The sequence below is a fragment of the Cupriavidus sp. GW823-FHT07A04 genome, from assembly GCF_058794615.1.
In genome coordinates this window covers 563,537-577,349 of sequence record NZ_JBXAHA010000001.1, presented here as the reverse complement: position 1 = coordinate 577,349, position 13,813 = coordinate 563,537, and the positions used below count along the sequence as shown (strand labels likewise).

Sequence of the window (13,813 nt, the reverse complement as noted above, 5' to 3'; positions counted from 1 at the left end):
GCGCGCATGGCCGCGAGGCCGGGCGCGCCCTGCCCGCCTTACAGCAGGATGCGGCGGAAATCGGCCAGCAACTGACCGAAATAGGTGTTGAAGCGAGCCGCTTCCGCACCGTCGATGACGCGGTGATCCCACGACAGCGACAGCGGCAGCGTCAGGCGTGGCACGAACTGCTTACCATCCCACACCGGCTTCTGGTACGACTTGCACACGCCCATGATGGCCACTTCCGGCGCGTTGATGATCGGCGTGAAATACGTGCCGCCGATGCCGCCCAGCGAGGAGATCGAGAAGCAGCCGCCTTGCATCTGGTCCGGCTTGAGCTTGCCGTCGCGCGCCAGCTTGGCCAGTTCGTTCATTTCCTGGCCGATCTCGATCACGCCCTTCTTGTCGGCGTTCTTGATCACCGGCACAACCAGGCCGTTCGGCGTGTCAGCGGCGAAACCGATGTTGAAATACTGCTTCAGCACCAGGTTCTCGCCATCGAGCGAGGCGTTGAAATTCGGGAATTTCTTCAGCGCGGCGACGGTGGCCTTGATCATGAAGGCCAGCATGGTGACTTTGACGCCTTGCTTCTCGTATTCCTTGTTGAGCTGCACGCGGAAGGCTTCCAGCTCGGTGATGTCGGCCTCGTCGTGATTGGTGACGTGGGGAATCATCACCCAGTTGCGATGCAGGTTCGCGCCCGAGAGCTTCTTGATGCGCGACAGTGGCTTGCTTTCGACCTCGCCGAAACGGGTGAAATCCACCTTCGGCCACGGCAGCAGGTTCAGCTCGCCACCACCAGCCGGGGCAGCGGCTGCCTTTGCCGGGGCTGCGGCCTGACCGCTCATCACGCCCTTGACGTAGGCCTGCACGTCGTCCTGGGTGATCCGCCCCTTGGGGCCGGTGCCCGGCACGCGCGACACATCCACACCCAGCTCACGCGCGAACTTGCGCACGGAGGGGCTGGCATGGGCAGCGGTGCCGGTCACGCCGGCTACCGGAGCAGCCGCGGCGGGCGCGGCCGCAGGGACCGGGGCCGGAGCGCTGGCTGCGGGAGCGGGAGCGGCAGCCGGAGCAGCAGCCGGGGCAGCCGGGGCAGCAGCGGCAGGCGCGCTGGCCGGAGCACCGGCGGCGCCTTCGAGAATCAGGATCAGCGTGCCTTCGGCGACGTTGTCACCGACCTTGATCCGGACTTCCTTGACCACCCCGGCGGCCGGCGACGGCACGTCCATGGTGGCCTTGTCGGACTCCAGCGTCACCAGCGCGTCTTCGGCGTTGATGGTGTCGCCCGGCTTGACGTGGACTTCGATCACCGGGACCGAGTCGTAGTCGCCGATGTCCGGCACCTTGACCTCGACCGGGCCTGCGGCAGCGGCCGGCGCGGGAGCGCTGGCTGCCGCCGGGGCCGGCGTCGGGGCGGGAGCCGGCGCGGCGGCGGCGGCTGCGGGAGCCGGTGCGGCTGCGGCCGGTGCGGGCGCGGCGGCAGCCGCACCGGCAGGCTCCAGCATCACCAGCACGGTGCCTTCGGCGACGTTGTCGCCAATCTTGATCCTGACTTCCTTGACTGTGCCGCCCTGGGGCGAAGGCACGTCCATCGTGGCCTTGTCCGATTCCAGGGTCACCAGCGCGTCTTCCGCGTTGATGGTGTCGCCCGGTTTCACGTGCACTTCGATGACGGGAACGGCGTCGTAATCGCCGATATCCGGCACCTTGATTTCAATCGCTTGACTCATTCAGTGTCTCCTGGGCAGGCCAGCGCGCACGACAAACACGAGCGTGTGAGGTTACCCTCACCGCCGTGATCTGTCACGCCGCCGCGCCGCAAGGCGCCGGGAATCAGCCCGGCGCCCGCGCACGCGGCATTGCCGCTCCTGCGGGGGTTCGTGCAGTCGGCCTGCTTAGACCGACATCGGGTTCGGCTTGTTGGGGTCGAGGTTGTACTTCTTGATGGCTTCGGCCACCTTGTCGCGACCGATGGCACCTTCGTCAGCCAGCGCCTTCAGTGCAGCCAGCGTCACCCAGTGACGGTCCACCTCGAAGAAGTGGCGCAGCTTCTCGCGGGTGTCCGAGCGGCCGAAACCGTCGGTGCCCAGCACCACGAAACGACGCGGCACGAAGGGACGGATCTGGTCGACAAAGGCGCGCACGTAATCGGTCGAGGCGATCACCGGGCCGCGCACCGACTTGAGGCTCTTGGTCACGTGCGACTCGCGTTGCGGCTCGCTCGGGTGCAGCAAGTTCCAACGCTCCACGTCGTGGCCTTCGCGGGCCAGTTCGGTAAAGCTCGGGCAACCCCACAGGTCCGATTCCACGCCCCAGTCCTTCTTGAGCAGGTCGGCAGCGGCAATCACCTCGCGGAAGATCGTGCCCGAACCCAGCAGCTGCACGCGCGGTGCATTGCTGTTTTCCACGCCCTTCTTGAACTGGTACATGCCCTTGACGATGTCGCCCTCTACGCCAGCCGGCATTTCCGGATGCTCGTAGTTCTCGTTCATCACCGTCAGGTAGTAGTAGACGTCTTCCTGCTCGGCGTACATGCGGCGCAGGCCGTCCTGCATGATCACCGCCAGCTCGTACTGGAAGGTCGGGTCATACGAGATGCAGTTCGGGATCACGGCATGGAACACATGCGAGTGGCCGTCTTCGTGCTGCAGGCCTTCGCCGTTGAGCGTGGTGCGGCCCGAGGTGCCGCCCAGCAGGAAGCCGCGCGACCGCATGTCGGCGGCCGCCCAGCACAGGTCGCCGATACGCTGGATGCCGAACATCGAGTAATAGATGTAGAACGGGATCATCTGGATGCCGTGCGTCGAGTACGACGTGGCGGCGGCGATCCAGTCGCACATGGCGCCGGCTTCGTTGATGCCTTCCTGCAGCACCTGGCCAGTCTGCGATTCCTTGTAGAACATCAGCTGGTCGTGGTCTTCCGGCACGTACTTCTGGCCTTGCTGGTTCCAGATGCCGATCTGGCGGAACAGGCCTTCCATGCCGAAGGTACGCGACTCGTCGGGCACGATGGGCACCACGTGCTTGCCGATCTGCTTGTCCTTGAGCAGCGTGTTCAGGATCCGTACGAAGGCCATGGTGGTGGACACTTCACGGCCTTCACTGGTGGCCTTGAGCAGCGCGTCGAAGGCGGACAGCTCAGGCACCTTCAGGGCCTCTGCCTTCTGGCGGCGGGCCGGCAGGTAGCCGCCCAGGTCCATGCGGCGGGCGCGCATGTATTCCAGTTCCTTCGAGCCTTCCTCGAAGGTGATGTACGGCACTTCCTCGATCTTGTCGTCGGAGACCGGGATGTTGAACTGGTCGCGGAAGCGGCGGATCGCGTCCACCGGCATCTTCTTTTGCTGGTGGCTGATGTTCATGGCCTGGCCGGCATCGCCCATGCCATAGCCCTTGATGGTCTTGGCCAGGATCAGCGTGGGCTGGCCCTTGTGTTCGTTGGCGGCGCTATAGGCGGCGTAGATCTTGTGCGGATCGTGGCCACCACGGTTCAGGCGCCAGATGTCCTCGTCGGACCAGTCGGCCACCATCGCCTTGAGCTCAGGGGTATTGAAGAAATGCTCGCGCACGTAGGCGCCGTCCTTGGCCTTGAAGGTCTGGTACTCGCCGTCCACGCAATCCATCATGCGCTTCATCAGCAGGCCCTTCTTGTCGCGTGCCAGCAGCTGGTCCCAGCGGCTGCCCCACACCACCTTGATCACGTTCCAGCCGGCGCCGCGGAACTCGGATTCGAGTTCCTGGATGATCTTGCCGTTGCCGCGCACCGGGCCATCCAGGCGCTGCAGGTTGCAGTTGATCACGAACACCAGGTTGTCCAGCTTCTCGCGCCCGGCCATGCCGATGGCGCCCAGCGATTCCGGCTCGTCGGTCTCGCCGTCGCCCAGGAAGGCCCAGACCTTGCGGCCTTCGGTCTGCACCAGGCCGCGGCTGTGCAGGTACTTCATGAAGCGGGCCTGGTAGATGGCCATGATCGGGCCCAGGCCCATCGACACCGTCGGGAATTGCCAGAAGTCCGGCATCAGCCACGGGTGCGGGTAGGACGAGATGCCCTTGCCGTCGACTTCCTGGCGGAAGCTGTCGAGTTGTTCCGTGCTCAGGCGGCCGAGCAGGAAGGCGCGCGAATACACGCCCGGGGCCGAGTGGCCCTGCACGAACACCAGGTCGCCGCCGTGTTTCTCGGACGGAGCGTGCCAGAAGTGGTTGTAGCCGACGTCATACAGCGTGGCCGCCGAGGCAAACGAGGAAATATGGCCGCCAACGTTGGTGTGCTTGTTGGCGCGCAGCACCATCGCCATGGCGTTCCAGCGGGTGTACGAGCGGATGCGGTGCTCGATGTCCTGGTCGCCGGGAATGCGGGCCTGCTGCTCCACCGGGATGGTGTTGATGTACTGCGTTTCAGCGTGGAACGGCTGGGTGACGCCGTTCACGCGTGCGTATTCGATCTGCTTGTCGATCAGGAAGGCGGCCCTGTCGGTGCCTTCGGCGGCGATCACGCCCTGCAGGGCATCAAGCCACTCGTGGGTTTCCTGGGGATCGGCGTCGTTGGCGCTGCTTGCGCCGAGGATCTGCTCTGGTACAGCTGACATGACTGTCTCCTGGTGAATTCCTGCCTCGGTGCCCCCTGATTCTTGTGGTGGGAGCCCCGGCCTGACGGTGTGACTACGGTACGGCGCGCGGGCCGCGAGTGTCTTCGCACGGTCCTTCGCTAGCGCTTCGCCCGGGCTTGCCAGCGAGGCTGGCAGGACCGGACGCAGCACTGCCGTCCGCACTTTTCGGTCGGACCGATTCTATGGAAGCACATTGGGCAAGACAAGCCTAATTTTCAAATTGCGATATGGTTTCTTACAATGCGAAATATTGCGGCAGCGCACCACAAAACTGCGCCAGCCCTTGCCACCAAACGCCGCCGACCCGCCGCGCCTTCGGCAGGAATGCCGCAGTGCCGCATTGGCGCTTACCCCAAGCGACGGGGCGCCGCAATCCCGCTACACTGGTCGGTCAGTCGTCAATCCCACCATGCCGTCCCTCAAAGATTTCTTTTCCCACCTCCGCGCCGCAGTCGTCCCTCCCTCCGCTTCCGGCTCCGCCAAGGCGAGCGGCAGCGACCCTACGCTGGTCGCCCCGCCCAACCCGCTGACGCCCCTCGATACGCTTGGCCACGTGGACGAGCCCGCCGCCGTCAACGGGCCGCCGCGCGGATTGTGGTGGCTGCGCTGGCGCAACCTGGTGGCGACCAGCTGGTTCATGTTCATCCCGCTGATAGCGATCGTGCTGTTCACGGTGGCGATGGGCGTGATCCTGTGGTCGCTCCATGAAACCGAGCGCCAGCAGCAACGCGACGCGCTTTATCGCGACGCTGCCTGGGCCCAGCAGCGCGTGCGCCTGTCCCTGCTGAGCAACCAGGATCAGCTAGCCTCGCTGGCGCGCGACATCGCCGCCGCCCAGCTGGACCAGGGCGCCTACCGCACCGCCGCGCAGGAAATCCTGCGCGAGAACCCGGAAATCGTCTTCGTCAACTGGCTGGATGCGACCCGGCGCGGGCGCTGGTCGCTGCCGTCCACCTCCGAATTCGCCGGCCGGCTGCGCGAAACCCAGGACCAGCCGCTGGAGCCCGAGGTGCTCGATACCTTCGACGCAGCGCGCGAAACCCAGCGCGTGGTGTACTCGCGCCCGCTGGTCAACGACCGCGGCGACAGCTTCATGCTGATGGAGGTGCCGATCGTACGGGACAACGAGTTCCTCGGCACCCTCGGCGCGCTTTACTCCATCAACGGCATCCTGACCCACCTGCTGCCGCCGGAGCTGACCGAGCGCTACCGCTTCTCGCTGATCGACAAGAACAACCAGATCCGCGCCAGCACTTCGTTGCGGCCGGTGCCGGGCAACGCGCTGTCCTACGAGGTGCTGCTGGACCCGCCGGGGCACTCGTTGTCGCTGCGCGCCGACGCCTACCCGCCCGCCTCCAACCTGCCCAACAACATGCTGCTGTGGCTGGTGGTGGGGCTGTCGTGCTTCCTGCTGTGGAGCCTGTGGAGCATGTGGCGCCACACCAGCCGGCGCTCCGAGGCGCAGCGCGCCTTGCTGGCTGAGACGTCGTTTCGCCGCGCGATGGAAAACTCGATGCTGATCGGGTTGCGCGCACTCGACCTGAATGGCCGCATCACTTACGTCAATCCCGCCTTCTGCCGCATGACCGGCTGGCAGGACAGCGACCTGGTCGGCCGCGTGCCGCCCTTCCCCTATTGGCCGCCCAATGACCATCAGGAGATGCAAAAGCAGATCGACCTGACGTTGCAGGGCAAATCCCCGGCCAGCGGCTATGAGATGCGCGCCATGCGGCGCGACGGCAGCAGCTTCTACGCCCGCATGTATGTCTCGCCGCTGGTGGACAGCCGCGGCAGGCACACCGGCTGGATGGCCTCGATGACGGATATCACCGAGCCCAAGCGCGCCCGCGAGGAGCTCGCCGCCGCCCACGACCGTTTCACCACGGTGCTGGAAAGCCTGGACGCCGCGGTGTCCGTGCTGGCCACCGACAAGCCCGAGCTGCTGTTCGCCAACCGCTATTACCGCCAGCTGTTCGGCTGGGAAGCCGAGGGCCACCTGAAGCTGGCCGGCGGCGAGGTCGACAAGGAGCAGGTCTCCAGCGACGCCACCGACTTCGTCGACGCCTACGCCGGCCTGCCAGCCTCGGAGCTGATGCCCTACTCCTCGGACGCGCGGGAAGTCTTCGTGCCCGACATGCAGAAATGGTTCGAAGTGCGCCGCCGCTACATTCAGTGGGTCGACGGCCATCTGGCGCAGATGCAGATCGCCACCGATATCACGGTGCGCAAGGCCGCCGAGGAAATGGCGCGCCAGCATGAGGAACGGCTGCAGTTCACCAGCCGCCTGACCACCATGGGCGAGATGGCGTCGTCGCTCGCGCACGAGCTGAACCAGCCGCTGGCGGCCATCAACAACTACTGCATGGGCGCGGTGGCCCGGCTGCGCTCCGGGCGCAGCACCGCCGAGGACCTGATCCCGATCCTGGAGAAGACCTCGGCGCAGGCCGTGCGCGCCGGCACCATCATCAGCCGCATCCGGGGCTTCGTGAAGCGCAGCCAGCCCCAGCGCCGCGAAGCCGCCCTGCACGACATCGTGGCCGACGCGGTCGGGCTGGCCGACCTGGAGGCCACCCGCCGCCGCGTCACCATCCTGACCCGGCTGCCGGCGCCGCCGGTGGTGCTGTTCGTCGATCCGGTGCTGATCGAGCAGGTGCTGGTCAACCTGCTTAAGAACGCCGTCGAGGCCATGGCCGGGCTGCCGGCGCTGCGCGCCACCGGCGTGGTGCGCCTGCACGCGCGCATCGAGCCGGGCGAGATCGGCCCGAACATGCGCATCGACGTGATCGACCAGGGCCCTGGCGTTGACGAAGCCACGAAAGAACGCCTGTTTGAACCGTTCTTCAGCACCAAGTCCGACGGCATGGGCATGGGCCTGAATATCTGCCGCTCCATCATCGAGTCCCACCAGGGGCGCCTGTGGGTAGAGAACAATGCCGACGGCATCGGCTGCACGTTCAAGATCATGCTGCCGCTGCAGCCGGCGCTGATCGACCAATAACCGACCAATAAGGCGCCGGGCGGGCCGCCCGGCATTGCCAAGACAGGATCAGGCGCGCCAGGGCCGCCCCTGTCGCTTGCCGCCCGGCCCGGTTACACTTGGCGGCAAATGACTTTGATGTCCCAGGAGACTTCATGACCGTAACGCCAAACCCCACCTCCCACCGCGGCGAGACCGTCTTCATCGTCGACGACGATGAAGCCATGCGCGACTCGCTGACCTGGCTGCTGGAGGGCAATGGCTACCAGGTTCGCAGCTTTACCAGCGCCGAACAGTTCCTTTCCGCCTACGACTCGGGCCAGGTCTCCTGCCTGATCCTGGACGTGCGGATGCCGGGCATGAGCGGGCCCGAGCTGCAGGAACGCATGATCGCGGAGAACATCAATATCCCGATCGTCTTCATCACCGGCCACGGCGACGTGCCGATGGCAGTCTCCACCATGAAGAAGGGCGCAATCGACTTCATCGAAAAGCCGTTCGATGAGTCCGAACTGCGATCGCTGGTGGAGCGCATGCTGCAAAAGGCCCGCACCGACCATTCCGCCGCCCGCGAGCAGCGCGCCGCCAAGGACCTGCTGGGCAAGCTCACCACGCGCGAGCAGCAGGTGCTGGAGCGCATCGTGGCCGGCCGGCTGAACAAGCAGATTGCCGACGACCTGGGCATTTCCATCAAGACCGTGGAGGCGCACCGCGCCAACATCATGGAAAAGCTCAACGTCAACACCGTGGCCGACCTGCTGCGCCTGGCCCTGTCCAAAAACAGCTGAAGCAACAGCCGAAACAGCCGAGCCGGCGCCGAAGCCCCCCGCCGAGCTTGCGGGGGGGTGCCAGCTCAACGCCCGAGGTACTCCTCGTCGCGAAAGGTCACAACCCATTGCGGCTTGTAGACCACGAACACCGCCACCAGCATGCCCGTGAGAAAGGCCTCGCCAAACGCCAGGATCAGCACGGCGGTCAGCGTATCGGGCAGCGACAGCACCCCGTCGCCCACGCTGTAGCTACGCCAGACCGCGCGCGCCGCCCCCGCGCCCAGGGCGGCCAGCCCAGCGGCAAAGTAGCCATGGCCGAGGATGAACACAAAGGGATGGCGCGGCAGCAGCCGGCGCATGGCCCCCTGCAGCGCGGCCGACAACAAGGCGGGCAACAACCCCATCCAGACATAGCGCGGCCATAGCGCCGCCCAGTCCAGCCGGGCCCAGGTGTCGCCAGCCAGGTAGCCCAGCCCCAGGAACGACACCAGATCCACCACGAACAGCGACAGCAGGGCCAGCGGCAGCCCGAACAGGGTCACCATCAGGGTGGCGCCGAACAGCTGGATCGCCAGCCCGCCCGACAGCGTCGCACGGGCCGTCCATAGCAGCGCCAGCAGCACCAGCGCGCCCAGCCAGCCGTGCTGCAAATCGTCGCGCTGCAGCAGTTGCCAAGGCCGGCGGCTCAGCGCCCAGGCCATGGCGGCCAGGCTGAGCACGATGAGGACAGCTGGTTCGGCCGCGGCGGCCATGGCGAAAGGGTTCGGGGCATCCATGCGGCCATGCTACCAGCGCCCTACTCTCCTGCGCCCCGGGTTGCGTCAACCTTTATAATTCCGCTTTGACCACCTCCAGCTCTCCAGCGCCCATCCCCATGCCAGCCCAACTCATCGACGGCAACGCCCTTGCCAAGCAACTCCGCACCGAAGCCGCCCAGCGCGCCGCCCGCCTGACCGAACGCGGCCACCGGCCCGGCCTGGCCGTGGTCCTGGTGGGCGAAGACCAGGCTAGCCAGGTTTATGTGCGCAACAAGGTCAAGGCCTGCGACGACAATGGCTTCCATTCCTCGCTCGACCGCTACCCCGCCGACCTGTCCGAGGCCGACCTGCTGGCCCGCATCGACGCCCTGAACCGCGACCCGCACATCCACGGCATCCTGGTGCAGTTGCCGCTGCCCAAGCATATCGACAGCCACAAAGTGCTCGAAGCGATCGCCCCGGAAAAAGACGTGGACGGCTTCCACGTGGCCAATGCCGGCGCCCTGATGACCGGCGCCCCGCTGTTCCGCCCGTGCACGCCCTATGGCTGCATGAAGATGCTGGAATCGGTCGATTTCCCGCTGCGCGGCGCCCGCGCGGTGGTGGTCGGCGCCTCCAATATCGTCGGCAAGCCGATGGCGATGCTGCTGCTGCAGGCCGGCGCCACCGTCACCATCTGCAACAGCAAGACGCGTGACCTGGGCGCCCATACGCGCGACGCGGACGTGATCGTGGCCGCCGTGGGCCGGCGCAACATCATCACCGCTGACATGGTCAAGCCCGGCGCGGCCGTGATCGACGTGGGCATGAACCGCGACGACAATGGCAAGCTGTGCGGCGATGTCGACTTCAACGGCGTCAAGGAAGTGGCCGGCTACATCACCCCTGTGCCGGGCGGCGTTGGCCCGATGACCATTACGATGCTGCTGATCAATACGCTGGAAGCCGCCGAGCGCGCGGCCGGCTGAACGTCGTATCGGCCTGCCGCGGACAGCGCCGGCGCCTTGCGCGCCGGGTGCTGCCTGGCACTGGAAATCCCGCTGCCCCGCCCCAATGTGCGGGGCATTGCCCTTACTGGCCCTGCCAAGAGAGACGTCATGGACCAAGCCGCCAACCAAGCCAACGCTGCAAATCACGCAAACGGCGACAATCCGCTGCTGGATTTCACCGACCTGCCGCGTTTCTCCGAGATCCGCCCCGAGCACATCGGCCCGGCGCTGGACGTGCTGCTGGCGACCGCGCAAGCCGCCGTCGACCGTGCCGAAGACCCGGCCACCGAAGCCACGTGGGCCAATGCCGTGGAAGCGCTGGAAGCCGCCACCGAGCCGCTGGGACGCGCCTGGGGCGTGGTGGGTCACCTGAGCGCGGTGGCGGATACGCCACCCTTGCGCCAGGCGCATAGCGACAACCTGCCGCGCATGACCGAGTTCTGGTCGTCGCTGGGCCAGAGCCTGGCGCTCTATGACAAGTACAAGGCAATCGCCGCGAGCCCCGAATTCGCCACCATGAGCGCGGCTCGGCGCCAACTGATGGAAAACGAGTTGCGCGGTTTCCGCCTGGGCGGCGCGGAACTGCCCGAAGACAAGAAGCCCCGCTTTGCCGCGATCCAGGAGCAGCAGGCCCAGTTGTCCAAGGCCTTCTCCGACCACGTGCTCGATGCCACCAATGCCTACGCGCTGCTGATCGAGGACGAAAGCCGTCTGAGCGGCATCCCGGAAGACGCGCTGGAAGCCGCGCGCCATGCCGCTGAAAAGGACGGCAAGCCGGGCTGGAAATTCACCCTGCACTTCCCCTCCTACTTCCCGGTGCTGCAATACGCGGACGACCGCGCGCTGCGCCAGACCATGTACGAGGCCAGCGTCACCCGCGCCTCGGAACTGGCTGAGCAGTACGGCCAGGGCAAGGCCGAGTGGGACAACACGGCCAATATGCGCGAGCAGCTCGCGCTGCGCCGCGAAGAAGCGCAGTTGCTCGGCTACGCCTCCTTCGGCGAGGTCTCGCTGGTGCCCAAGATGGCAGAATCCCCGGCCGAAGTGCTGCGCTTCCTGGACGAACTGGCCGCCAAAGCGCGTCCGTATGCCGAGAAGGACTGGGACGAGCTCAAGGCATTCGCCGCAAGCGAGCTGGGCCTGAGCGACCTTTCGCCCTGGGACGTGGCCTACGCGTCGGAAAAGCTGCGCGAGCAGCGCTACGCCTTCTCCGAGCAGGAGGTAAAGCAATACTTCCCCGAGCCGCAGGTGCTCAAGGGCTTGTTCAGCGTGGTGGAGAAGCTGTTCTCGGTGCGCATCGAAGCCGACCAGGCCCAGACGTGGCACGAAGACGCGCGCTTCTTTCGCGTGGTATCGCCCGAGGGCGAGCTGCTGGCGCAGTTCTACATCGACCTTTACGCCCGCGAAGGCAAGCGCGGCGGCGCGTGGATGGATGATGCCCGAGGCCGCAAGCTGCTGGACGACGGGCGCGTGCAAACCCCGGTGGCCTACCTGACCTGCAACTTCACGGCGCCGGTGGGCGGCAAGCCCGCGGTCTTCACCCACGACGAAGTGATCACGCTGTTCCACGAGTTCGGCCATGGCCTGCACCATATGCTCACCCAGGTGGGCGAGCTGGGCGTGTCCGGCATCAATGGCGTGGAATGGGATGCCGTTGAGCTGCCCTCGCAGTTCATGGAGAACTTCTGCTGGGAGTACGAGGTGCTGGCCGACATGACCGCGCACGTCGACACCGGCGAGCCGCTGCCGCGCGAGCTGTTCGAGCGCATGCTGGCCGCGAAGAACTTCCAGAACGGCATGATGACGCTGCGCCAGATCGTGTTCTCGTCGTTCGACATGCACCTGCACACCAGCTTCGACCCCGCGGGCGAGAAGTCCGTGCTGGCGCTGTCCAGGGAGATCAACGATCGCGCCCATGTGGTGCCGCAGCACCCGCTGTCGCGCTGGCCGAACACCTTCAGCCATATCTTTGCCGGCGGCTATGCTGCGGGCTACTACAGCTACAAGTGGGCCGAAGTGCTGTCCGCCGACGTCTATGCGGCCTTCGAGGAAGCCGCGAAGCTCTCCGGCACCGTGCTCGACGCCGAGACCGGCGCACGCTACCGCAGGGAAATCCTGTCGGTGGGCGGCAGCCGCCCGGCCATGGAATCGTTTACCGCGTTCCGCGGCCGCGCGCCGCAGATTGACGCACTGCTGCGGCACGGCGGCATGGCGGTGGCTTAACGCAGCACGTCGTTAATAGAAGAATAGAAGAGGTTAAGCGGCTCGGTCTGAGCCGCTTTTTTCATGGCGGCTCGCGCGTGCAATGCAGGTGGTCGACAGCAACGCGCAGCCCCCGCTCACCGCAATCGCCACCGAGTAACTGCCGTAGGCATCGAAGAGCCAGCCGGCGAGGCTGCCGCCCGCCATCGCGGCAATGCCCACCGCGATGTACAACCCCCCAAGGATCGCCCCGAGGTTTGCCGTGCCGAACCAGGTCGCAGCGAGCGCCGGGTACAAGGAGATGCAACCGCCGTTGGCCGCACCGAACAGGACAGCAAACAGCGCCAGCGCCGGGAAGCTTGTGGCCCCAAGCCACACGCCGTTGAGCAGCGCGAGCATCAGCGTCAGGCACATGAGCAGCCGCCCGGGACCCAGCCTGTCGCCGAGCCCGCCCAGCAACAGGCGCCCCAGGATATTGCCGGCGCCCACCAGCCCGATCAGCAGATTCCCGGCCGTGGAAGACAAGCCATGCTGCCGCGCGTACGGATGGATATGGACCAGCGCGGCGAACAGGCCAACCGAGCCCAGCAGGATGGCGCCGAAGTACCACCAGAATCGCCCGCCGCGCACGGCCTGCGCCAAGCTGAGCCCGGATGGCGGGGGAGAATGGGCAACGCCAGGCGCCGCAGGCGCGCCATCGGGATACAGGCCGGCCTCTTCCGGGCGCCCCTTTAGCAGCATTGCCATTGCCAACCCGACCACGGCGATGGCCAGCGCGAAGCAACGCATTGTCGCCTGCCAGCTCATATGCTCCATCAGCAGGCCCGCCACCACCGGTCCGATGAACGTGCCAAGCCCGGTGCCCGCCAGCGCAAGGCCCGACGCCCGGCTGCGATGCCTGACGAACCAGCGCTGCACCGCCGTCACCGCCGGCACGTAGACCAGGCCTACACCCAGGCCCACCAGCGAGCAGAAGGCCACCAGGAACCCCGCCAGCGAATCCGTGACGACGCTGGCGATGGCAAATCCCAGCGCCAGCGAGACAATGCCCATCGCAATGACCCGGCGGGTGGAGATCCGGTCGGCCAGGGACCCGGAGAATACGCCCACCACGTAGTAAATCAGCGCGGTGAATGAGAACACGGAAGCCGCCGACGAACTGCCCACCCCGAAGCCTTCCTGGATGCTCGCGAAAAATGCGCCAAACGAGTACGCGGCGCCAAATATCAGCGCCAGCAGCACGTGCGTCGCGCCAACCACATACCAGCCCGGGAATATGTTCATCCCCGCATTCCCCCTTGCGCTCACCTTTGCCATGTTGTCTCCGGTCGCCCTCTCGCCTGCCCGCCCGCGATACCAGCATCCTGGAATCATCGATTGCGGCACATATTCTTGTATATACAAGATAAGACAACAAATCAGCGAGCCGGGATTACCCTGATCGGAGCCACACCCGAAGCCAAAACCCGCCCCCTTTTTTCTGGCGGATGCCGACCTTGAAACGAAAAATCGCTGCCAATGGAAATTG

8 protein-coding genes are annotated in these 13,813 nt (G+C 66.0%); 4 read left to right on the top strand and 4 right to left on the bottom strand.

All coding sequences use genetic code 11. The features are described 5' to 3' along the window. Window positions 1–38 precede the first annotated feature (38 nt). Both aceF and aceE read right to left on the bottom strand, forming a co-directional pair. A complete protein-coding gene (gene aceF / locus AC1Q7Q_RS02695) occupies window positions 39–1,715 on the bottom strand; it encodes a dihydrolipoyllysine-residue acetyltransferase (RefSeq protein ID WP_492375930.1) in 1,677 nt (558 codons plus the stop codon). Between the two features lie 165 nt (window positions 1,716–1,880). Beyond that, entirely contained in the window at window positions 1,881–4,568 is a 2,688-nt protein-coding gene (gene aceE / locus AC1Q7Q_RS02690; protein WP_492375929.1) for a pyruvate dehydrogenase (acetyl-transferring), homodimeric type, read from the bottom strand. 430 nt (window positions 4,569–4,998) lie between these two features. On the opposite strand from aceE, the gene AC1Q7Q_RS02685 reads away from it, so the two are divergent. Together AC1Q7Q_RS02685 and AC1Q7Q_RS02680 are read left to right on the top strand one after the other, a co-directional pair. Further along, the gene (locus tag AC1Q7Q_RS02685) at window positions 4,999–7,587 is read left to right on the top strand and encodes a PAS domain S-box protein (protein ID WP_492387126.1); all 2,589 of its coding nucleotides are present in this window, start codon (window positions 4,999–5,001) and stop codon (window positions 7,585–7,587) included. 134 nt (window positions 7,588–7,721) lie between these two features. After that, window positions 7,722–8,354, top strand: coding sequence for a response regulator transcription factor (locus tag AC1Q7Q_RS02680; protein WP_006155997.1), 633 nt, complete (start codon window positions 7,722–7,724; stop codon window positions 8,352–8,354). Between the two features lie 65 nt (window positions 8,355–8,419). Here AC1Q7Q_RS02680 and AC1Q7Q_RS02675 read toward each other — a convergent pair whose 3' ends face one another. After that, window positions 8,420–9,112, bottom strand: coding sequence for a hypothetical protein (locus AC1Q7Q_RS02675; RefSeq protein ID WP_492376229.1), 693 nt, complete (start codon window positions 9,110–9,112; stop codon window positions 8,420–8,422). A gap of 98 nt (window positions 9,113–9,210) precedes the next feature. Here AC1Q7Q_RS02675 and folD point away from each other — a divergent pair, with 98 nt between their 5' ends. Both folD and AC1Q7Q_RS02665 read left to right on the top strand, forming a co-directional pair. Next, window positions 9,211–10,062, top strand: coding sequence for a bifunctional methylenetetrahydrofolate dehydrogenase/methenyltetrahydrofolate cyclohydrolase FolD (gene folD, locus AC1Q7Q_RS02670; RefSeq protein WP_043345220.1), 852 nt, complete (start codon window positions 9,211–9,213; stop codon window positions 10,060–10,062). Window positions 10,063–10,191: 129 nt separating this feature from the next. After that, complete coding sequence (locus tag AC1Q7Q_RS02665; RefSeq protein WP_492376228.1) at window positions 10,192–12,306, top strand: M3 family metallopeptidase; 2,115 nt, start codon at window positions 10,192–10,194, stop codon at window positions 12,304–12,306. A gap of 33 nt (window positions 12,307–12,339) precedes the next feature. On the opposite strand, the gene AC1Q7Q_RS02660 is transcribed toward AC1Q7Q_RS02665, so the two are convergent. Further along, the gene (locus AC1Q7Q_RS02660) at window positions 12,340–13,569 is read right to left on the bottom strand and encodes an MFS transporter (protein WP_492376227.1); all 1,230 of its coding nucleotides are present in this window, start codon (window positions 13,567–13,569) and stop codon (window positions 12,340–12,342) included. Between the last annotated feature and the right edge of the window lie 244 nt (window positions 13,570–13,813).